Raw genomic sequence first — 19,224 nt, 5'->3', positions numbered from 1 at the left:
TGCGGGAGAGGGGACTTGAACCCCCACGCTCGAAAGCACAGGAACCTAAATCCTGCGTGTCTGCCAATTTCACCACTCCCGCGAAGTGCGCTTCCAGTGTACTTCGCGGGAGTGCCCTGCCCGTGAGCGTTGGCCACCTCCGTGGACCGGACACCGGGTCACCGCGCTGCCTCATCGCCGCCAGGGTCGGCCAGATCGGCACGTCTCCGGGCTCGTGGCTGTGGATAAGTCGGGCGTGGTCGGCGCGGGATGGGCGATCATGCAGGAATGAGCGAAGCCGTGCGCATCATCACCGAGCAGGTTCGCACTCGCGTGCGTCGCGATGGCGTTGACCTGGCGTCGAACTCCGGGCTCGCCGAACAGTACGTGCGCGACGAGGTGCAGCGCTACGCCGAGCGGGCGCTCGGCAACTCCCTGCCGCTGATCGCCGACGAGCGCCAGGCGGCGCGCGAGGTCGTGGCCTCACTGACCGGGTTCGGGTCGCTGCAACCGTTCCTCGATGATCCCGGCATCGAGGAAATCTGGATCAACGCGCCCAGCCGGGTGTTCGTGGCCCGCGATGGGGTGCCCGAGCTGACCACCATGGTGCTCACCGCGCGGGAGGTACGCGACCTGGTCGAGCGGATGCTGCAGGCCTCCGGCCGCCGCGTCGACCTCTCCTCCCCGTTCGTCGATGCCTCTCTGCCCGACGGGTCGCGGTTACACGTGGTCATCCCGGATATCACGCGCCAGCACTGGGCGGTCAATATTCGCAAGTTCACCCGGCGCATTCGCGACCTGAACCAGCTGGTCGGGCTCGGGTCGCTCACGCAGCAGTCGTCCGAGTTTCTGCGCATGTGCGTGCTGGCCGGGCAGAACATCCTCGTCTCCGGTGCCACCCAGACCGGCAAGACCACCATGCTCAACGCACTGCTCTCGGCCACGCGCAAGAACGAGCGCATCGTGACGGTGGAGGAGACGTTCGAACTCGACCTGGCCGCGCGCGACGTCGTAGCGATGCAGTGCCGCCAGCCGAGCCTCGAGGGAACCGGGGAGATCACCCTGCGCCGCTTGATCAAGGAGTCGCTGCGGATGCGCCCCGATCGGCTGATCGTCGGCGAGGTGCGCGAAGCCGAGAGCCTCGACCTGCTCATCGCCCTGAACAGCGGGCTACCGGGCATGTGTTCGATCCACGCCAACAGTGCCCGGGATGCCCTCGGCAAACTGTCCACGCTGCCGCTTCTGGCGGGCCGCAACATCGACTCCTCGTTCGTGCTGCCGACCGTGGCCGGCTGCATCGACATCGTCGTGCACTGCGAGATCGACCGGCACGGACGGCGCCGGGTGACGGAGATCCTTGCGCCGAGCGGCCAACTGTCAGGGGCGATGATCGAGGCCAGCCCGATCTTCCTGGCCCAGCGGGGCGCCCTCGAGCCGACCGGGGGGTATCCGACAAAGCTGGCCAAGTTCCACGCGGCCGGACTCGACCCGGCCATCGTGCTGCGGGCCGGGGCCGTATGACGCTCGCACTCGGGGCTCTGCTCGGCACCGGGCTGCTCCTGGTCGCCACGCCGTTCCTCTGGCCGCGAACCAGGGGCAAGGCCCGGTCCCGCACGCAGGGACGGCTGCGGGCGAACCTCTCCCAGGCCGGACTCGGCAGCCTGCCGCTGCCGGCCTTCGTCGCCCTCTCTGTGGTGCTGGGGCTGGCGGTGTCGGCACTGAGCCAGGCTCTCCTGGGCATCGCTGCCCTGTCGATCGTCACCGCGCTCGCCGGGCTGTCGCTGCCGACGCTGATGGTCGTCTGGCGGGTGCGCGCCCGGCGGCGGGCGAACCGCGCCGTCTGGCCCGACGTCGTTGACCACCTGGTGTCAGCGGTCCGGTCAGGCCTGGCACTGCCGGACAGCGTCGGCAGCCTGGCAGGGGCCGGCCCGGTGTCGACGCGGCCCGCCTTCGCCGAGTTCGCCCGGGAGTACCAGGCGACCGGCAACTTCGGTTCCGCCGTCGACGGGCTCAAGATCTCCGTGGCCGACCCGGTGGCCGACCGCATCCTGGAGACGCTGCGCATGGCCCGGGAGGTAGGCGGCAGCGACCTCACGGTCGTGCTGCGCAGCCTCGCGGCCTGGCTCCGGCAGGATGCCGCCATTCGCTCGGAGGTCGAGGCGCGCCAGTCCTGGATCGTCAACGCGGCGCGGCTGGGCGTGGCCGCGCCCTGGATCGTGCTGCTGCTCCTTGCCTCCCGGCCGGAGGCTGCGGTTGCCTACAACACCTCCGCCGGTGTCGTCGTGATCGTCGGCGGCCTCGGCGTCTCCGTGGTTGCCTACCGCCTGATGGTGGCGCTGGGACGGCTGCCCGAGGAACGCCGGTGGTTCAAATGAGCGCCGCGCAGGCCTGGGCGCTGTTCTGTGGCACCGCGTTGGGTGTGGGGCTCTGGTCGCTCGCCAGCTTGGTGCCTCGGCTGAGTCGGCCGCGCCTCGCGCAGAGGCTGGCGCCGTACATCCTCGACGTGTCGGCGGAGGCGCGGCTATTCGTGGGGCGTACGACGGTGCATCCGTTGCCGGTGCTCGGCACCCTGTTCGCGCCCGTGTTCGGTGCCCTCAAACGAGCGTTCGGCGCCGTTCTCGGCGGCTCGGAGACGATCGCCCGACGGCTCCGTCAGTCGGGGTCGGTCCGCGGCGCCGACGAGTTCCGATCGGAGCAGGTGGTGTGGGCGCTCGCTGGACTCTTCGTCGGGGCAGGTGCGGTGGTTGCCCTACCGGCGTTTCGGTCGATGCCGGTGCTGGTGCAGGTCGTTCTGCCGGTGGTCGCCGCGGCGGGCGGCGCGCTGGCCCGCGATTGGATGCTCGGCCGCGCCGCCACCGCCCGCCTCGCGCGCATGCAGAGCGAGTTTCCGACCGTCCTCGAGTTCATGACGCTGTCGCTGTCGGCGGGGGAGGGCATCCTGGATGCGCTCGCCCGGGTCTCGCGCACGAGCACGGGCGAATTGTCGCGGGAGCTGGCGGGGGTGGTGGCGGATGTGCGCACCGGGGTTCCGCTCGCCAGCGCCCTGCACGCGTTGTCACGCCGGATCGCGCTGCCTGCGGTGACCCGGCTGGTCGATCAGGTCACGGGTGCCCTCGACCGGGGAACCCCGCTCGCGGAGGTGTTGCGCGCCCAGGCGCAGGATGCCCGGGAAGAGGCCAAACGCGGTCTGATCGAGGTGGCCGGAAAGAAAGAGGTTGCCATGCTCGTGCCGCTGGTTTTCCTGATTCTGCCCATGACGATCCTGTTCGCGATCTTCCCCGGCCTGTTCATCCTGCAGAGCGGGTTCTGAACCACTGAGCCACTGAGCCACTGAACCACTGAGCCACTGAACCACTGAGCCACTGCCGCACGAGAGAACCACTGTCCCCACGAGAGAAAGTGAGTCAATCATGAAGACACTGCAGCGACGTGTGCGCGACCGGTGGAGCGACGCCGGCGGGGACGAACGAGGCGACGTTCCGGGATGGGTGCTCATCACCCTGATGACGGCCGGGCTGGTCATGATCATCTGGGGTCTGGCCGGTCCGGCGTTGAGCGGCGTGTTCCAACAGGCGATCGACAGGGTCAGCGGAATGTGACCGGCCGTGACGCGCACGCGGGGGAACCGAACCCGATCGCTCGGTGGTGAGGAGGGTTCGGCGGCCGCCGAATTCGTGATGGTCGGGGCACTGCTGACCGCGCTGACGCTCGGTGTCATGCAGCTGGGGCTGACCCTGCTCGTGCGCAACACCGTGCTTGACGCCGCCGCCGAGGGAGCCCGGTACGCCGCGCTCGCCGACAGCGGGCTGGGTGAAGGTGCGGCACGCACCCGCGAGCTGATCACGACATCGATCGGGCCCGCGTATGCGACCGATGTGGAGGCCAGCTATGGCGACTACGGCGGGTTCCCGAGCGTGCAGGTGCGTGTCGTGGCGCCGCTGCCGCTGCTGGCCCTGTTCGGCGTCGATCGCGGGCTGGAGGTGGTCGGACATGCGGCGGTCGAGACCCTGCGGTAGTGGGGTCCGAGCCAGCCGTTGGCGTGTGTGGTCGGCGAACGGAGAGCAGGGTTCGGCCTCGCTGGAGTTCATCACGGCCGGCCTGATCCTGCTGGTGCCGCTGGTCTACCTGGTGCTGGCGATGGCGGCGCTGCAGGCCGGCGCCCTCGCCGTGGAGGGAGCAGCCCGCCAGGCAGCACGCGTCTACGTCCAGGCGCCCGATGAGGCCGCGGCGAGCGCCCGTGCCGAGCGGGCCGTGCAGTTCGGGCTCACGGACTACGGCATCGACCCCGCGGGTGCCGAGGTCAACGTGGCCTGCGAGGCCGGTGTGAACGGATGCCTGACCCGGCAGAGCACGGTCACGGTCACCGTGCGCATCCGGGTGGCCTTGCCGCTGCTGCCGGACCTCCTCTCACTGCGCGAATCGGCCAGTGTTCCCCTGGAGGCCCAGGCCACGCAGACGGTGTCCCGCTTCTGGCGGGCCGGATGAGCGGCGGCGGAGGCTCGGCGGTCGCCTGCGTGGCCGCTCTCGCCGGAACGCCATCGGGATCCCGGGCAGTGGGGTGGCGGCGCCGGCTGCCGATCCGGCCCGGAGGCGAGAAGGGATCGACGCTCATCCTCACGATCTTCTACGGCTTCCTCGCCCTGCTGCTGATCCTCGTCGTCGTGGCCGCAACCTCTCTGTACCTGGAGCGCAAACGCCTGCTGACCCTCGCGGACGGCGCTGCGCTCGCCGGGGCCGAAGCGTTCGACTTGGGCGCGATGGCCGTCACGGTCGACGGCTCGGGCGCGGAGCTGCGACCCTCTCTGTCGTCTGCTGAAGTGCGGACGGCCGCGGAAGAGTTTCTCGCAGCCACCCCGAATGGCCGAATGGAGGGGCTGAGGGTGAGCGGTGCGGCATCCGTCGACGGGCAAAGCGCCACGGTTTCACTGAGTGCCTATTGGCGTCCGCCGGTGCTGGCCGTGCTGCTGCCGGCCGGGGTGCCGCTGGAGGTCACGGCGGTGGCGCGCTCGGTGTTCCGCTAGCGTTAGCAAAACGCGCCTGCCCCGGCGCAGGGGAGGAGCATCGTGACGGCCGAGCGCGACCGCCTGACCGGTGCCGGCGCCCAGGTCGTGACCGAGGTGAGCATCAACTTCGGGTCGTCCCTCGCCGGTCTGGCCATTCCGCTCGTCGGCTCACCCGTCGTCGTCGCAGTGCGCCAGCTGGTGATGGCCGCCACGGTGCTGCCGTTCTACCGGCCCAAGCTCGCCGGCCTGACCTGGCGGCGGCTGTGGCCCGCGCTGGCGCTCGGCGTCGTCCTCGCGGTGATGAACCTCACCTTCTACGAGGCCGTCGACCTGCTCGGACTCGGCATCGCCGCCACAATCGAGTTCCTCGGCCCGTTCGCACTCGCGCTGGCCTCGTCGCGACGCCTGCTCGACTTCGTCTATGCCACCGCTGCGGCGGGCGGGGTGTTCCTGCTCACCTGGTCTGACGGGGCACTCAATCTGGTCGGCATCCTCTTCGCCCTGACCGCGGCGGCGTCATGGGCGGCCTACATTCTGCTGACCCGCAAGGTGGCCGTGACCTTCCCCGGACTTGAGGGCATTTCCGTGGCCAGCGTCGTGAGCCTGACCTTGCTGGTGCCGTTCGCGCTGCTCACGGTCGACTGGTCGAGCCTCAATTGGGGCGTGATCGGGCTGCTGCTCGCCATCGGCGTGCTCTCGTCGGCGTTCCCGTACACGCTGGACACCTTCATCCTGCGCCGCATCACCCCGCGCCTCTACGCGATCATCACCAGCTTCGGCCCCGTGATCGCGGCGCTGTTCGGCGCGCTGGTGCTGGGGGAGACCTTCCTGGTGCAGCAGCAGATCGCCATCCTTGTGGTGTGCGTGGCGGCCGGCGCGGCCATCGCCAGCCAGCGTGAAACGCCGAAATCCGAACTCGAGATCATCGCGGGCGCGACGCCCTGATCGGGCGCGATTCTCCGATCGGGCGCGTGCGGGTATCCGTCGCCGGCTGCCCGGCGTTGAACCAATTCGACGGAGATATTGTCTCAAAGGCCTGTTTTCAGTGGGTCTGAGGCTGATTTCGGCAAAATCTCCGTCGAATTCGTTAGGGACGGGCTATCTGCGCAGCGCCCAGGGTTAGGGGACTGACTCGGCTAGGTGACGATGATGCCGAGGTGTGCGGCGAGAACGGGCGCGAGCAGGCTGAGCTGGGCGTCGTCGATGGTGGCGCCGCGCAGACCCTCGAGGCCGTGGATGGCGCTGAAATCACTGGAGCGCAGGTCGGCGTCCTTGAGGGTGGAACGGGTCACGTCGAGGGTGCCGATGCGGCAGGAGCGCAGCTCCATGCGGTGCACGGTGGCGCCGCCCAGGTCGAGCTCTTCGATGATGCAATTGGAGAGCAGCACATCGGTGAGCGTGGCGCCGCGCAGGTTCACGAAATCGAGCTTGGATCCGTCGATGTGCACCGAACGCAAGGTGGCCTCGTAGAGCTCGACCGACCCAAGCCGGGAGTGCTCGATCGAAACGTCCCGCCAGCTCGAGCGCGGCGCCGAGAAGACCGACGCGTGCAGCTCGCCGGCCACGCAGTCGGCGACGGATGCCCCGCGCAGCTGGGTATCGCTGAGAGACACTCCCCGCAGCTCGCACTCCTGGAAGCCGATGCCGGTCAGGTCCCGGCTTGACAGGTCGCAGCCGACGAAACGCTCGGCTTCCCGGCTATCACCGGCGCGGAGGTCGCTGCCGTCGGCATCCGTCAGACCGGTGAGTACGATGCGGTCGAGCTGCGGGCCGCGGGTTTTCGCGCGTGCCACCGCTAGGAGGCAGGGGTGGCGGCAGGCACGGCCTCCAGCACGAACACCGGGATGACCCGGTCGGTCTTTTTTTCGTAGTCGGCGTAGTCGGGGAACGCGGCCACGGCCCGCTCCCACCACGCAGCGCGTTCGGTGCCGGTGACCTCGCGGGCCAGCAGGTCCTGACGGCTGGGGCCATCCTGCAGTTCCACAAGCGGGTGGGCCACCACATTGCCGTACCAGACGGGGTTCTTCGGGCTGCCGCCGAGGGAGGCGATGGCGGCGTAGGCACCGTCGTGTTCCACGCGCATCAGCGGGGTCTTGCGCAGCTTGCCCGACTTGGCCCCGAGGGTGGTGAGCACGATGACGGGCATCCCGCGCAGGGTGGTGCCCTCCGTGCCTCCGGAGCTTTCGTACAGGTCGACCTGGTCGCGCACCCACTGCTGGGTGCCGGGCTCGTATTCTCCGATGAGGGGCATACGACCACTAAACGCCCACGGTCGGACTCCTATTCCCCGGGTTCAGCGCGGTGGGGCCGAGGTAGCGTCAGGGACGCATGCGCGGCCGGCGAGGCGCGTAGCGGGGGATGTAACGGCCCAGAATCACGGCGCCGAACAGTCCGAACACTCCCATCACCCCGCTGGCGATCGAGATGGTGGCGACCGCGGTCAGGCCGGCCACGGCAAGGGGGGCGACCGCGCCGCCCAGGTCGGCGGTGAAACGCCACGCGCCCAGGAACGGCGCCGGACTGGTGTTCTTCGGCGCCAGGTCGGCGCCGAGGGTCATCAGCAGACCGCTGCCGATGCCGTTGGCGAGCGACAGGATCATGGCCACGGCGATGAACCACTCCACGTTGGTGGGCAGGTCGTGCGTGAACGCGAGGATGAGGTGCCCGGTACCCAGACCGATCATCGACGGGATGGCGGTCCACAGGCGACCGAAGCGGTCCATGATCTGGCCGCTGGCGTAGAAGAGAGCGAAGTCGACCGCGCCGGCGATGCCGATGATCAGGGCGATGTCGGGGACGCTGATGCCGATGCTGACCGCCCAGAGCGGGAGCAGCACCGTGCGGGAGGCGCGCATCGCCCCGATCAGGCCCGCGCCCGTGCCAAGGCGCAGGAGCACCGCTCGGTAGCTCCAGATGGTGCGGAACAGCCCCTGGGATTCCTCGGCCGCGAGCTCCCGCCCGGCCGGCACGACAGATCCGTCGGGCGCCTTCACCAGTTGCGGGCCACCGAAGGTGCTCTCGGGATCGGGCAGCAGGAGCAGCATCGCGGCCGCGCCGAGGCAACAGACCACGAACACCCAGAACACCGACTCGGTGCTGTCGGTGAGGCTGAGCAGGGCGGCGGCGATGAACGGGCCGATGAACCAGCCGGCGCGGAAGATGCCGCCGAGAGTCGACAGCGCCCGGGCCCGGTAGGCCAGAGGCACGTAGCTGGTCATGAACGCGTGGCGAGCCAGGGCGAACACCGCGGTGGCCAGGCCGATCAAGAAAATGCCGATGCCCAGCACGAGCGGGTTGGGAGCGACGATGCAGATCAGCACGGCGATGATCGCGAGCAAGGATGCCCAGATCATGGCGTTGCGCTCCCCGATAAGGGAGACCACCCAGCCGCTCGGGATGTCCCCGGCCAGTTCACCCACCATGATCATGGCGGCGATGAACCCGGCGATCGCGAGTGTGGCACCCAGGTCCTTGGCCACTATCGGGATCAGCGGGATGATCGCGCCCTCGCCGATGGAGAACAGGAGGGTCGGCAGGAACGCGGCGAGTGCGACGGAACGCATCTGGAAGGGGCGATCGGCGTTACTCATGGCCTCTCGATGTTATCCCCGGGCGGGTGTTGGTGTTTCGAGTCCGCGCCCTTGCGGCAGCTTCGACCCGAACGAATTCGACGGAGATTCTGCCTAGATCAGCCCTGAGCGGGCCGAAAGAGCGCTTTCACACGAGAATCTCCGTCGAATTGGTTGACGCCGGGCAGGGCATTCCGCCGTGGACGAACCGCGGCCACACGGAATGGTCAGCATGGACCTTTCCAGGGTTCGGACCAGCCGTATCCGGCGCTGAAAGCGGACTCCACGAGCGGATGCCGTGACCGGGTGGCCCGGTAGGCTGGGGTCCGACATGATTGAGCTGGAATTCTCGGAGCAGATCGCCGCACTGCGGGCCACGTTCGACGACATCCGGTCGGTGATCGATATCGATCGACTCCGCACCGATATCGCCGACCTGAATGAACAGGCCGGTGCGCCCGACCTGTGGGACGATTCCGTGCGAGCGCAGAAGGTGACCAGCCAGCTGAGCCATCGCCAGTCGGAGCTGGCCCGCATTGTGAGCATCGAGTCGCGCCTCGACGACCTTGAGGTGCTGGTGGAACTCGCCAACGCCGAGGGTGACCAGGAATCGGCTGACGAGGCCACCGCGGAACTCGCGAGCATCACGAAGGTGCTCGGCGATCTCGAGGTGCACACGCTGCTCAACGGCGAATTCGACGTGCGTCCGGCGGTCATCACCATCCGTTCCGGCGCCGGCGGCGTCGACGCGGCCGACTTCGCCGAGATGCTGCTGCGTATGTACCTGCGCTGGGCCGAGCAGCACAACTACCCCGTGCAGGTGCTCGACGTGGGCTACGCCGAGGAGGCCGGCATCAAGAGCGCAACCATCCAGGTGGATGCGCCCTACGCCTTCGGCACGCTGAGCGTCGAAGCCGGCACGCACCGTCTCGTACGGATGAGCCCGTTCAACTCCGCCGGTAAACGCCAGACCTCCTTCGCCGCTGTGGAGGTGGTGCCGCTGATCGAGCAGACCGAGTCGATCGAGGTGCCCGAGAACGACATCCGGGTCGACGTCTTCCGCTCCAGCGGCCCCGGCGGCCAGTCCGTGAACACCACCGACTCCGCCGTGCGCATCACCCACCTGCCCACGGGCACGGTGGTGAGCTGCCAGAACGAGAAGAGCCAGATCCAGAACCGGGCCGCCGCCATGCGCGTGCTTCAGTCCCGGCTGCTGGTGCTGCAGCGCGAGCAGGAAGCCGCCACCAAGAAGGAGCTGGCCGGGGTGATCACGGCCAGCTGGGGCGACCAGATGCGCAGCTACGTGCTCGCGCCGTATCAAATGGTCAAGGACCTGCGCACCAACTACGAGGTCAACAATCCCAGCCAGGTGTTCGACGGCGACCTTGACGGTTTCATCGCCGCAGGCATCCGTTGGCGCAAGCAGGCGCCGGAGGGTTAGAGCCTCGATCTGCGGGTCTGTCACCGGTTAGGTATGTCGGAGTAGGAATTATCAGGATGCCTGCCTAGGCTCAAGGGGCCATGATTCGTTTTGACACCATCACCAAGAAGTATCCGGGAACGAACCGACCGGCACTAGACGCCATCAGCGTCGAGGTGTTGCGCGGAGAGTTCGTCTTTCTCGTCGGTGCTTCCGGCTCGGGGAAATCGACCTGCCTCCGCCTTGTGCTGAAGGAAGACCGGCCCACCAGCGGCAGCATTCACGTGCTCGGACAGGACCTGCGGTCGATCTCCAACCGCAAGGTGCCCTATTTCCGCCGCAACATGGGCGTCGTCTTCCAGGACTTCCGCCTGCTGCCGAACAAGAGCGTTTTCGACAACGTGGCGTTCAGTCTGCAGGTGATCGGCAAGTCGCGCGGCTTCATCCAGGAAGCCGTGCCCGACACCCTCGAGATGGTCGGACTGGCCGAAAAGGCGCTGCGCCTGCCCCACGAACTCTCTGGTGGTGAGCAGCAGCGTGTTGCCATCGCGCGCGCCATCGTGAACAAGCCGCAGATCCTGCTGGCCGACGAGCCCACCGGAAACCTCGACCCCACCACCAGCGCCGGCATCATGGCCCTGCTCGAACGTATCAACGCCGCCGGCACGACCGTGATCATGGCCACCCATGAGGCCGGCATCGTCGACCAGATGCAGCGCCGCGTGATCGAACTCGTCGGCGGACGCATCGTGCGCGACGAGCGCCAGGGTGGCTACGCCACCGCAGCCATCCCCACCACCACCGCCGGCACCGGGCGCCGTTCCGCCCGAGAGGTTCCCAGCGGCTCGTCGGGTGTGGCACCTGCGGCTGCGGCACCGTCATCCATGTTCGCGCCCGCCGCCGCCGTGCCCACTGACGAGGTTGTGCCTGCGTCGCACCCTCCCCTCACCTTTCCACCGGTTCCCGTGCCGGCGCCGGTCGCCGAGCCTGCCGCGGCCCCGTTCTCAGTCGCGAAGGGTCCGGCCGATCCGGCGCCCCTCGACGACGGATCGTCCAAGGACGCAGAAGTGGAAGCAGAAGCAGAAGCAGAAGTTGAAACAGAAACAGAAACAGAAACGGACGCAGAAGCAGACGCAGAAGCAGGCGCCGACGCTGCGATGACCGACCTGAGCCGGGCCATGACCCGGCCGGTTCTTCCGATCACCCAGCACGACGTGCCGGAGCAGTTGACTCTGGCCGAGAAGCTCGGGCTGCGCGCGCCGGGCGAAAAACCGGACCAGACCGGCGAACAGAATGTAGGGCCCACCCGATGAGACTCGGACTCGTGCTCTCCGAAGCAGCCAACGGCCTGCGCCGCAACGCCTCCATGGTCGTTTCCGTGGTGCTCGTGACCTTCATCTCGCTGACCTTCGTCGGTGCCGCGATCCTGATGCAGATGCAGATCGGCCAGATGAAGAACTTCTGGTACGACCGCGCCCAGGTGGGCATCTATATGTGCACCGCCATTTCGTCGGGTGAGACGTGCACGGCCGGGGAGGCCACGCCCGAACAGATCGACACGGTCAAGGCGCAGCTCGAATCGCCTACCCTGTCACCGTTCATCGACAAGTACTACTTCGAGACTCACGACCAGGCCTTCGAGAACTTCAGGAAGCAGTTCGCCGACAATCCGGTGGTCGACTACGTCACCGCTGACCAGCTGAACGAAACCTTCTGGGTCAACCTCGGCGATCCCTCGCAATCGGATGTGCTCGTAGAGGCGCTGTCCGGCGTCGCCGGTGTTGAGAACGTCGCGGACCAACGAAAGTACCTGGACCAGATCTTCTCCGTGCTGAACGTCGCCAGTTACACCGCGATCGGCATCGCCGCGCTGATGCTTGTGGCGGCGGCCCTGCTGATCGCCACCACCATCCGTCTCTCCGCGTTCTCCAGGCGGCGCGAGCTGGGCATCATGAGGCTGGTCGGGGCATCCAACCGGTTCATTCAAACGCCCTTCATCCTGGAGGGTGTGTTCGCGGCTCTGCTGGGATCGCTGCTGGCGGGAGGTGCCGTACTCGGTCTCGTGTACTGGTTCGTGCAGGGCTATCTGGGCGAACGTCTGACCAACTTCTCCCTCGTCGGCATGCAAGACGCCCTCGTGGTGGTGCCGATCCTGTTGGTGGTCGGCGCGGTGCTGGCGGCCTTCTCCGCGCAATTCGCCATCACGCGCTATCTGAAGGTCTGACCTACTCCGCGCGACCCGCCCCCAGAGCGCTAGACTAGTGGGCTGGTCGGCATCGCGTCCGAACACACCCACCGATTCGAGGAGTATGCCGTGCCCAGGGAAATAGGCGAGAAGGTCGTCTCGACCAATCGCAAGGCACGCCACGATTACCTCATTGAGGAGACCTACGAGGCCGGAATGGTGCTCAGCGGCACGGAGGTCAAGTCTCTCAGGGCCGGTCGGGCCTCGCTCGTCGACGGCTACGCCTTCATCGAGAATGGCGAGATCTGGCTGGACGCCGTGCACATCCAGGAGTACGTCGCCGGCACATGGACCAACCACCCGCCGCGGCGCAAGCGCAAACTCCTGATGCACAAGCAGGAGATAATCAAGATCAGCCACAAAACCAAGGAGGGCGGCTACACGCTCGTCCCGCTGCGGCTCTACTTCAAGAACGGCAACGCCAAGGTCGAGATCGCGGTCGCCAAGGGCAAGAAAGAGTACGACAAGCGCCAGACACTGCGCGAGCGCCAGGACAAGCGCGAGTCCGACCGGGCTATCTCCGCCCGAAAGAACCTCGGCGACTAGCCTTCCACCTCGTCGTATTGTAAGCTAAGTGGCTGCACGATCCATTCGGGCCGTGCGGATTGACACTCAGCAGATTGAAAACTCAACAGCGTGTGATGGTGACCCACTCGAATGCCGCCATGGTGGCAATGAGTGCACAGGGGGATGATCGGTTTCGACATTGCCTGCGCAATTATGAGAAGCGGGTCGAGGATGCAGGGTTATCTCGTAAACGATCTCTGCAAAACAATAAGTGCCAAATCAAACCGCACTGACTTCGCCCTCGCTGCCTAAGCGAGCGCACTAAGAAGTCCGCCAGGCCGGGAATGCTCTCTACCCGGACCCTGACGTCATTTAGAGAGATTGCTCCTACTCTGAGCCGCGGGGTGTAGGGGGACTTAAACGAGGGCTGGGCTCGTCGGATTAGATGCCAGCGGCAAATTCCGGAGCCGAGTAGAACGATTTCACTGGATACACCCGTAGAAGGCATATGACCACAGCAGTGGACGGGGGTTCAATTCCCCCCATCTCCACCACCGGTTGCTGTCACACGTCGTTAAGCCGAAAGGCCCGACCCCTCATGGGGTTCGGGCCTTTTTGCGTCGTGATTATGGGGGAAGATGGGCCGGGAGGAACTCAATGGCGGCTGCGTGGGTGAAGAAGTGGGTGCCGGGTGTCGATACCGCGCTCAACTACCGGCGCGCCTGGCTGCTCCCCGACCTGAGGGCGGGGCTTGTGCTCACCGCCCTGCTGATTCCGGTGGGCATCGGCTACGCCGAGGTGGCCGGCCTGCCGCCAGAGACCGGCCTGTACGCCACGATCATACCGTTGGCGGCATATGCCTTGTTCGGCCCCTCTAGCGTGCTGGTGCTCGGCCCCGACTCGGCCCTGGCGCCGATCATCGCGGCCGTGATCCTGCCGCTTGCCCTCGGCGACGACGACCGAGCGGTGGCCCTGGCGGGACTACTCGCGATCATGGTCGGCCTGATCCTCCTGCTGGGCGGACTGATCCGCCTCGGATTCGTGACCGACCTGCTCTCCAAGCCCATCCGGGTCGGCTACCTGAATGCCCTCGGCCTCCTGGTGATCATCTCCCAACTGCCGGCGCTGCTGGGGCTTTCGATCGAGTCGGGTCCGCCGATTGCCGACGTGATCGCAATCGGGGCGGGTGTTGCCGGGGGCGAAGTCCACCTCACCGCGTTGCTCTTCGGACTCGGGTCGCTGCTCACCATCGTGGGTCTGTCCTGGGGCAGATCTCGGATCCCCGGCGTGCTCGTGGCCGTCGTACTGGCGACACTGCTGACTGCCGTACTCGGGCTACACGGCACCATACCCGTCGTCGGGGCGATGCCGCAGGGCCTGCCCGCTCCGGCGCTCGGCGGTCTGGTCTGGGCGGATGTCGCCGCGCTCGCCCTTCCCGCCCTCGGCGTCGCCCTGATCGCCTTCGCCGATACGGCCGTGCTGTCGCGCACGTTCGCCGCGCGCCGAGGCGAGAGTGTCGACGGGAGTCAGGAGATGGCGGCGATCGGCGCCTCGAACATCGCGGGTGGTCTGCTCGGCGGCTTCCCCATTTCGGCGTCGTCCTCGCGCACCCCCGTTGCCGAGGGCGCGGGCGCACAAACCCAGCTCACGGGCGTGGTCGGCGCCGCACTCATCGTGGTGTTCATGCTGCTGGCGCCCGGACTCACCGACTATCTGCCCTCGGCGACCATCGCTGCCGTCGTGATCGTCGCCGCCGCCGGTCTGATCGACGTGAAGGGGTTCCTCGCCCTCGTGCGGATGAACAAAGTGGATGCCGGGCTGTCCATCGCGTCGTTCCTCGGTGTTGTGGTCGTGGGCGTGATCGAGGGCATCGGCGTGGCGATCGTGCTGTCGCTTGGCGCATTCGTGAGCCACGCCTGGCGACCCTACCGGGCTGAGCTCGGGCTCATCCGTGGGCTGCGCGGGTACCACGACCTGTCCCGTCATCCGGAGGGCGAGCGGATGCCCGGCATCGTCATCGTGCGCTTCGACGCGCCGCTGTTCTTCGCCAACGGCGGCATTTTCGACGACTTCGTGCGTCGCGTCGTCACCGAGGCCGGGAGTGATGTGCGCACGGTCATCCTGGCGGCCGAGCCGATCACAAACATCGACACGACCGCCGTGGAAGAACTTCTGGAACTCGACGATTTCCTCGCCTCACGCGGGATCACGCTGATCTTCGCCGAGATGAAGGGTCCGGTGAAGGACCACCTGCGCGACTACGGTCTCAGTCGACGGTTCCCACCGGAGCGGTTCGCGGGCACCGTGGGCGAGGCGGTCGACGAGGTCACCGGCACATTGCGCGGCGACCTAGAGGGCACCGAATGGGGCGACGAGCACTGAGGCTGCGCTGAGATTCTGCGCGAATCAGACGCCGGCAAGCCAGAGGTCAGGGCCGAAGATCTCGTAGTGGATGCGGTCGGCCGGCACACCGGACTCCAGTGCCTGTGAGCGCAGGCTGCGCATGAAGGGGAGCGGACCGCACAGGTAAACCGAGGCATCCGTCGGGATCGTCACGTTCTCCAGGGACATGAAGCCCTCGTGGTGGCCCTCGCTCGGGATCTCGAGCCAGAGTTCCAGCTCGGCTGCTTCTAGCAGTGCGATGTCTTCGCTCATCTGGTCGCGCAGCGCCCAGCGTTCGAGGTTGCTCTCGGCGTGCAGCACGAGCACTTCGCGCTTCGAGCCGGTGTCCACCAGGGAGCGCAGGATCGATGCGCTAGGCGTGCAGCCGATTCCGGCCGAGGCCAGGATCAGCGGGCCGGTGCCCTGATCGAGGGTGATGTCGCCGCACGGCACGGAGAGGATGAGCGTGTCGCCGACCTGCACATCACGGTGCAGCACGGGGGAGACCTCGCCGTCCGCATCGAGCTTGGTGGTGAAGACGCGGGTCGTGGACGTACCGGCCGACAGCGAGTACTGGCGCACCTGCCGGATGCCGTCGGGCATGGTGGCCGTGACGCTGACGTACTGGCCCGGCAGGGCAGGCGTCACAGGCGTGTCGTCGGCCGGCTCCAGGGTGAATGTGACGGCATCGGTGCCGGCCGCTTCCTTCTTCACCACGATCCAGGGGGCGAGCGGCTTGTCGCTAGCGAGACCGGCGTAAAGGCCCTTCTCCATCTTGATCAGGGCGTGGGCCATCAGCCAGTAGACCTCGGTCCAGGCGCCGGCGATCTCGGCCGTGATGACGTCGCTGAGTTCTTCGGCGATGGCCTCGAAGAGGTACTTGTAGACGATGTCGTACTGCTCGGGCTCAATGGCGAGGGAGATGTGCTTGTGGGCGATGCGGGAGAGCATGGCCTCCGGCGTGGTGTCGGGGTTCTGCACCAGGTAGGTCGCGAAGACGGCGATACTTCCGGCCAGGGCCTGCTGCTGCGAGCCGTTTTGCTGGTTGGAGCGGCTGAAGAGGCCGTCGAAGAGATCGGGGTGAGCGGTCAGCATCCGGCCGTAGAAGTTCTTCGCGATCTCGGGCATGCGCTCGCCCACCAGGGGCAGAGTCGCTTTGATGAGGGGCAGTGACTGGGTGGATAGCATGCAAACTCCAAGCAATTGAGGGACGTACCCAAAAGTATCATTTCAAATGCTTAATAATTGGGTGTATCCCATTACCCCTGATCGGCGCGGCGCGGTGGCGGGGGTGCCAGCGTGAGGACAACGGGAGCAGGGAAGCCGATATGGGGGAGCGCCGCGATCACAAGGTCGTCGAGTTCGGCGTAGAACGCCTCCCGTGCTCGTCGGAGCCCACCGCGGAGTCCACAGCCGCCACTGAGCGGACAGTCACCGTGGGGCGTCTCGCAGTCGGCGACATCGTCGCGGGCGTCGAGTTGACGCAGCAGCCAGCCCACAGTGGCCGTGCGCCCGACCGGGCTGATCCGCACTCCGCCGGTACGGCCGCGCAGTGACTCCACGAGTCCCAGCTCGCGGAGTCGCATGACGGCCTTGCTGACATGGCTGTACGGGGTGGCCACCGCCTCGGCGATGACCCGCGAGGTCTGAAGCTCGCCGTCGGGGAGCGTCGCCAGGAACATGAGCGCTCGCAGGGAGACATCCGAGAAGGCATTGATCCTCATGGGTCAACAGTATGGCCGCGGGTCAGCGCGATGCGCCGGCCAGAGTGCCGGTCACGGCGCCGGCCGGGTCGGTGATCAGGCACGACACAGCGCGGCTGCCCGGATCGTTCGGGCTGGCCAGGACGTCGGCGACGGCCCAGCTCTGCGCCGTGGGGGTGAGGTAGGCGAAATCCAGACTCGATGCCCGGTACTCGAGCAGCACGAAGTCCTCGAACAGGGAACCGCAGCCGGTTTCCGCCCCTGCGGTCACGGCGTTGTCGCCGGGGAAGGCGTCGCCCGGCACCGGGAACCGGGCGAATACCTCGAACTCGTGGCTCTCGTCGCATGAAACCCGCGGAACGGTCGTTGCGTTCACGTCCAGTCCCTCCGAAACCTCACGCAGGCAGTCTCCGACGAGAAGGTCCGCCACAGCGGTGACCTCTCCGAGAGCGGATGCCGGCACGGCAGCCACGCTGCGGACCGGCGTCGGCAGCATGTCGCCGATCACGCTGCAGCCCGTGAGGCTGCCGGTCAGGACGCTGGCCGCCGCAATCAGCAGGGTCAGGGTGCCGGGGTGCGTGCGGGGCGGGATCATCGGTTAGCGGGTCGGCGCGCTCGGGGACGCGGGGGCATCCGTGGTGGTGGTCGCGGTGCCGAGGGCCCGCAGTGCCGGCTCGTGCAGCAGCCCGTTGGTGGCCAGAGCGCTGCCGTGCCAGGGGCCGGGCCGGCCGTCGGCGGAGGAGAACCGGCCGCCGGCCTCCTGCACGATCGGGGCCAGGGCCGCGAGATCGTAAGGCTGCAGGTCGTATTCCGCGACGATGTCGAGCAGACCCTCGGCGAGGAGCATGTACGACCACATGTCGCCGTAGGCGCGGGTGCGCCAGACCTGGCGGGACAGTGTGATCAGCTCGTCGAGGTGCCCGGTCTGGTCCCACTGCTGGATGCTGTTGTAGCTGAGCGAGGCGTCGGCGAGCTCGGCCACGCCGGACACGGCCAGGCGCACGGGGTCGGCGCCGGGCGTGCGCTCGTCGGTCATCCAGGCGCCGCCGCCGGTGCGCGCCCACCAACGCTTGCCGAGGGCTGGGGAGCTCGCCATCCCCACCACCGGATCGCCATCGACGGCGAGAGCGATCAGGGTGCCCCAGATCGGGATGCCGCGCAGGAAACCGGCCGTGCCGTCGATCGGATCGATGATCCATTGCCGCACGCTGGTGCCCTCGGTGCCGAATTCCTCACCGAGGATGCCGTCGGCCGGGCGCCGCTCGGCCAGGGCGGTCCGGATCGCGCGCTCCACGGCCTGGTCGGCATCCGTCACCGGGGTGCGGTCGGGTTTGGTCGTCACGACGAGGTCCATCGCGGTGAACCGGTCGCGCGAGATCGCGTCGGCCAGATCTGCGAGTTCGGTCGCGAGCTGGAGGTCGTCGTCGAGGGAGTACTTCTGGGGCTGGGTCACAGACCAAGACTAGTAATTTTGGCGCGACTCTCCCGTTTCTACCTCGATTGGCGCCGATGGCAATCGTGCTGTTAGTATCTAGAGTCGGTTCGGGTCACCCTGGGTCGGAAAGTAGAGAAACACGCACCTCTAGCTCAATTGGCAGAGCAACTGACTCTTAATCAGTGGGTTCCCGGTTCAAGTCCGGGGGGGTGCACCACCAGGTCCCTTTCATCAGGTTTTTACCGAATGGAAGGGGCTTTTTTGTGCCCTCCCCAGGTGCCCTCCCCAGGTGCTCGAGCCCGTCGAGACCCGGTCAGGTGATCCCTGAAGGCTCCCGTCTGACCTCCCCTCTCCCGGCGCACGGCGCGGAAGCAGGCGCACGTTAGAACGTCCGCCACGGTCCATAACCTGCGCCGCGACCCCAGACCATGGCGGCATGCCAGCGCGACCTCCGCGCTCGCGGAAGACCTCTGGCAGGCGGCCGATGCCGTCGCCCTGCTGGGCTCCTCGAGCGCCGACTATGAGGCCCTGCCCGACGCCGCCGTGCTGGCCGGTCAGAAGAAGATCGCAGCGGCCCGCCGCCTGCTTGACACCCCCGCCGCGTGGATGGCCGGCACCATCGCCCGCCGTCCCGCCCGGAGCTCGGCCACTCGGGGCTGGCCGCGCAGCAGGGGTTCCTCTCGCCGGAGGCCCTCATCCAGAACTGGACCGGCTCCTCGAAGGGCGATGCCTACAAGCTCGTCGCGGTCGGCACGATGATGGCCGACACCGAGGCGGCCGACAAGCTGGTCGACGAGGCGCTCTCGACGCTCTCGACGCCCGACGCCGATCGCCCGGGCCGTGACCGCCGGCACCCTCTCCGTCGACGCGGCCGAGTCGATTCGGGCCGGGCTCGGCCAGATCGACGCCTCGGTCACCGCGGAGAAGCTCGCGGCGGCCCTCGCGGCGCTCCTCACCGAGGCGTCAACGGTGAATGCCGAC

The 19,224-nt window shown here is 67.4% G+C and carries 20 protein-coding genes, 2 tRNA genes and 1 other RNA gene; 15 read left to right on the top strand and 8 right to left on the bottom strand.

From position 1 onward, the window contains the following. A tRNA-Leu gene (locus E3O62_RS12445) sits at positions 1-82 on the bottom strand. 185 nt (positions 83-267) lie between these two features. Here E3O62_RS12445 and E3O62_RS12440 point away from each other — a divergent pair. From E3O62_RS12440 to E3O62_RS12405, 8 genes are all read left to right on the top strand, one after another. After that, positions 268-1,500: a CpaF family protein gene (locus tag E3O62_RS12440; RefSeq protein WP_134394264.1), complete on the top strand. Its 1,233-nt coding sequence runs from the start codon at positions 268-270 to the stop codon at positions 1,498-1,500. Next, complete coding sequence (locus tag E3O62_RS12435) at positions 1,497-2,354, top strand: type II secretion system F family protein (protein WP_134398715.1); 858 nt, start codon at positions 1,497-1,499, stop codon at positions 2,352-2,354. Before E3O62_RS12440 ends, E3O62_RS12435 begins: the two co-directional genes overlap by 4 nt. Next, entirely contained in the window at positions 2,351-3,289 is a 939-nt protein-coding gene (locus E3O62_RS12430) for a type II secretion system F family protein (RefSeq protein ID WP_134398783.1), read from the top strand. The genes E3O62_RS12435 and E3O62_RS12430 overlap by 4 nt, the downstream gene beginning before the upstream one ends. Positions 3,290-3,389: 100 nt before the next feature. Further along, entirely contained in the window at positions 3,390-3,578 is a 189-nt protein-coding gene (locus tag E3O62_RS12425; protein WP_104100207.1) for a hypothetical protein, read from the top strand. Positions 3,579-3,584: 6 nt separating this feature from the next. Continuing rightward, a complete protein-coding gene (locus tag E3O62_RS12420) occupies positions 3,585-3,995 on the top strand; it encodes a TadE family protein (RefSeq protein ID WP_233191293.1) in 411 nt (136 codons plus the stop codon). A gap of 25 nt (positions 3,996-4,020) precedes the next feature. Then, complete coding sequence (locus E3O62_RS12415; protein WP_134398714.1) at positions 4,021-4,464, top strand: hypothetical protein; 444 nt, start codon at positions 4,021-4,023, stop codon at positions 4,462-4,464. Then, the gene (locus tag E3O62_RS12410; protein ID WP_134394261.1) at positions 4,461-5,000 is read left to right on the top strand and encodes a pilus assembly protein TadG-related protein; all 540 of its coding nucleotides are present in this window, start codon (positions 4,461-4,463) and stop codon (positions 4,998-5,000) included. The genes E3O62_RS12415 and E3O62_RS12410 overlap by 4 nt, the downstream gene beginning before the upstream one ends. Positions 5,001-5,042: 42 nt before the next feature. After that, a complete protein-coding gene (locus E3O62_RS12405) occupies positions 5,043-5,927 on the top strand; it encodes a DMT family transporter (protein ID WP_241973475.1) in 885 nt (294 codons plus the stop codon). A gap of 191 nt (positions 5,928-6,118) precedes the next feature. On the opposite strand, the gene E3O62_RS12400 is transcribed toward E3O62_RS12405, so the two are convergent. The 3 genes from E3O62_RS12400 to E3O62_RS12390 all read right to left on the bottom strand — a co-directional run bounded on the left by E3O62_RS12400 (position 6,119) and on the right by E3O62_RS12390 (position 8,572). Next, positions 6,119-6,775, bottom strand: a complete 657-nt coding sequence (locus E3O62_RS12400) for a pentapeptide repeat-containing protein (RefSeq protein WP_134394259.1) — start codon at positions 6,773-6,775, stop codon at positions 6,119-6,121. Between the two features lie 2 nt (positions 6,776-6,777). Next, on the bottom strand, positions 6,778-7,233 hold the full coding sequence (locus E3O62_RS12395) for a nitroreductase family deazaflavin-dependent oxidoreductase (RefSeq protein WP_134398713.1): 456 nt from the start codon (positions 7,231-7,233) through the stop codon (positions 6,778-6,780). A 67-nt stretch (positions 7,234-7,300) separates the two neighbouring features. Next, entirely contained in the window at positions 7,301-8,572 is a 1,272-nt protein-coding gene (locus E3O62_RS12390; RefSeq protein ID WP_134394257.1) for an MFS transporter, read from the bottom strand. A 310-nt stretch (positions 8,573-8,882) separates the two neighbouring features. Between E3O62_RS12390 and prfB the strand changes: the two genes are divergently transcribed. From prfB to E3O62_RS12360, 6 genes are all read left to right on the top strand, one after another. Beyond that, positions 8,883-9,992: a peptide chain release factor 2 gene (gene prfB / locus E3O62_RS12385; RefSeq protein ID WP_134398712.1), complete on the top strand. Its 1,110-nt coding sequence runs from the start codon at positions 8,883-8,885 to the stop codon at positions 9,990-9,992. 80 nt (positions 9,993-10,072) lie between these two features. After that, on the top strand, positions 10,073-11,284 hold the full coding sequence (ftsE, locus tag E3O62_RS12380; protein WP_134398711.1) for a cell division ATP-binding protein FtsE: 1,212 nt from the start codon (positions 10,073-10,075) through the stop codon (positions 11,282-11,284). Continuing rightward, the gene (ftsX, locus tag E3O62_RS12375) at positions 11,281-12,195 is read left to right on the top strand and encodes a permease-like cell division protein FtsX (protein ID WP_134398710.1); all 915 of its coding nucleotides are present in this window, start codon (positions 11,281-11,283) and stop codon (positions 12,193-12,195) included. Before ftsE ends, ftsX begins: the two co-directional genes overlap by 4 nt. 90 nt (positions 12,196-12,285) lie before the next feature. Continuing rightward, positions 12,286-12,762: an SsrA-binding protein SmpB gene (gene smpB, locus E3O62_RS12370; RefSeq protein WP_134362550.1), complete on the top strand. Its 477-nt coding sequence runs from the start codon at positions 12,286-12,288 to the stop codon at positions 12,760-12,762. 140 nt (positions 12,763-12,902) lie between these two features. After that, positions 12,903-13,277, top strand: a transfer-messenger RNA (tmRNA) gene (ssrA, locus tag E3O62_RS12365). A 103-nt stretch (positions 13,278-13,380) separates the two neighbouring features. Beyond that, positions 13,381-15,105 (top strand): SulP family inorganic anion transporter, encoded by a 1,725-nt coding sequence (locus E3O62_RS12360; protein WP_134398709.1) that lies wholly within the window; start codon positions 13,381-13,383, stop codon positions 15,103-15,105. A gap of 24 nt (positions 15,106-15,129) precedes the next feature. Here E3O62_RS12360 and E3O62_RS12355 read toward each other — a convergent pair whose 3' ends face one another. From E3O62_RS12355 to E3O62_RS12340, 4 genes are all read right to left on the bottom strand, one after another. Continuing rightward, positions 15,130-16,293, bottom strand: a complete 1,164-nt coding sequence (locus E3O62_RS12355) for a globin domain-containing protein (protein WP_134394252.1) — start codon at positions 16,291-16,293, stop codon at positions 15,130-15,132. A 71-nt stretch (positions 16,294-16,364) separates the two neighbouring features. Next, positions 16,365-16,829, bottom strand: a complete 465-nt coding sequence (locus E3O62_RS12350) for an Rrf2 family transcriptional regulator (RefSeq protein ID WP_134394251.1) — start codon at positions 16,827-16,829, stop codon at positions 16,365-16,367. A 22-nt stretch (positions 16,830-16,851) separates the two neighbouring features. After that, a complete protein-coding gene (locus tag E3O62_RS12345; protein ID WP_134394250.1) occupies positions 16,852-17,403 on the bottom strand; it encodes a hypothetical protein in 552 nt (183 codons plus the stop codon). 3 nt (positions 17,404-17,406) lie between these two features. After that, on the bottom strand, positions 17,407-18,261 hold the full coding sequence (locus E3O62_RS12340; protein WP_104171599.1) for an inositol monophosphatase family protein: 855 nt from the start codon (positions 18,259-18,261) through the stop codon (positions 17,407-17,409). 123 nt (positions 18,262-18,384) lie between these two features. On the opposite strand from E3O62_RS12340, the gene E3O62_RS12335 reads away from it, so the two are divergent. Beyond that, positions 18,385-18,460, top strand: a tRNA-Lys gene (locus tag E3O62_RS12335). Positions 18,461-19,224: the final 764 nt, after the last annotated feature.

The sequence above is a fragment of the Cryobacterium sp. TMT2-15-1 genome, assembly GCF_004402345.1.
Classification (GTDB): domain Bacteria; phylum Actinomycetota; class Actinomycetes; order Actinomycetales; family Microbacteriaceae; genus Cryobacterium; species Cryobacterium sandaracinum.
The sequence above is the reverse complement of the archived record's forward strand: the minus strand, read 5'-3'. Positions and strand labels throughout refer to the sequence as shown.

Excerpts from the sequence above, each read along its gene's own strand:
- E3O62_RS12440 (WP_134394264.1), top strand. The coding sequence starts at position 268 with ATGAGCGAAGCCGTGCGCATCATCACCGAGCAGGTTCGCACTCGCGTG.
- E3O62_RS12435 (WP_134398715.1), top strand. The coding sequence starts at position 1,497 with ATGACGCTCGCACTCGGGGCTCTGCTCGGCACCGGGCTGCTCCTGGTC.
- E3O62_RS12430 (WP_134398783.1), top strand. The coding sequence starts at position 2,351 with ATGAGCGCCGCGCAGGCCTGGGCGCTGTTCTGTGGCACCGCGTTGGGT.
- E3O62_RS12425 (WP_104100207.1), top strand. The coding sequence starts at position 3,390 with ATGAAGACACTGCAGCGACGTGTGCGCGACCGGTGGAGCGACGCCGGC.
- E3O62_RS12410 (WP_134394261.1), top strand. The coding sequence starts at position 4,461 with ATGAGCGGCGGCGGAGGCTCGGCGGTCGCCTGCGTGGCCGCTCTCGCC.
- E3O62_RS12395 (WP_134398713.1), bottom strand. The coding sequence starts at position 7,233 with ATGCCCCTCATCGGAGAATACGAGCCCGGCACCCAGCAGTGGGTGCGC.
- E3O62_RS12390 (WP_134394257.1), bottom strand. The coding sequence starts at position 8,572 with ATGAGTAACGCCGATCGCCCCTTCCAGATGCGTTCCGTCGCACTCGCC.
- prfB (WP_134398712.1), top strand. The coding sequence starts at position 8,883 with ATGATTGAGCTGGAATTCTCGGAGCAGATCGCCGCACTGCGGGCCACG.
- ftsE (WP_134398711.1), top strand. The coding sequence starts at position 10,073 with ATGATTCGTTTTGACACCATCACCAAGAAGTATCCGGGAACGAACCGA.
- ftsX (WP_134398710.1), top strand. The coding sequence starts at position 11,281 with ATGAGACTCGGACTCGTGCTCTCCGAAGCAGCCAACGGCCTGCGCCGC.
- E3O62_RS12360 (WP_134398709.1), top strand. The coding sequence starts at position 13,381 with ATGGCGGCTGCGTGGGTGAAGAAGTGGGTGCCGGGTGTCGATACCGCG.
- E3O62_RS12355 (WP_134394252.1), bottom strand. The coding sequence starts at position 16,293 with ATGCTATCCACCCAGTCACTGCCCCTCATCAAAGCGACTCTGCCCCTG.
- E3O62_RS12350 (WP_134394251.1), bottom strand. The coding sequence starts at position 16,829 with ATGAGGATCAATGCCTTCTCGGATGTCTCCCTGCGAGCGCTCATGTTC.
- E3O62_RS12345 (WP_134394250.1), bottom strand. The coding sequence starts at position 17,403 with ATGATCCCGCCCCGCACGCACCCCGGCACCCTGACCCTGCTGATTGCG.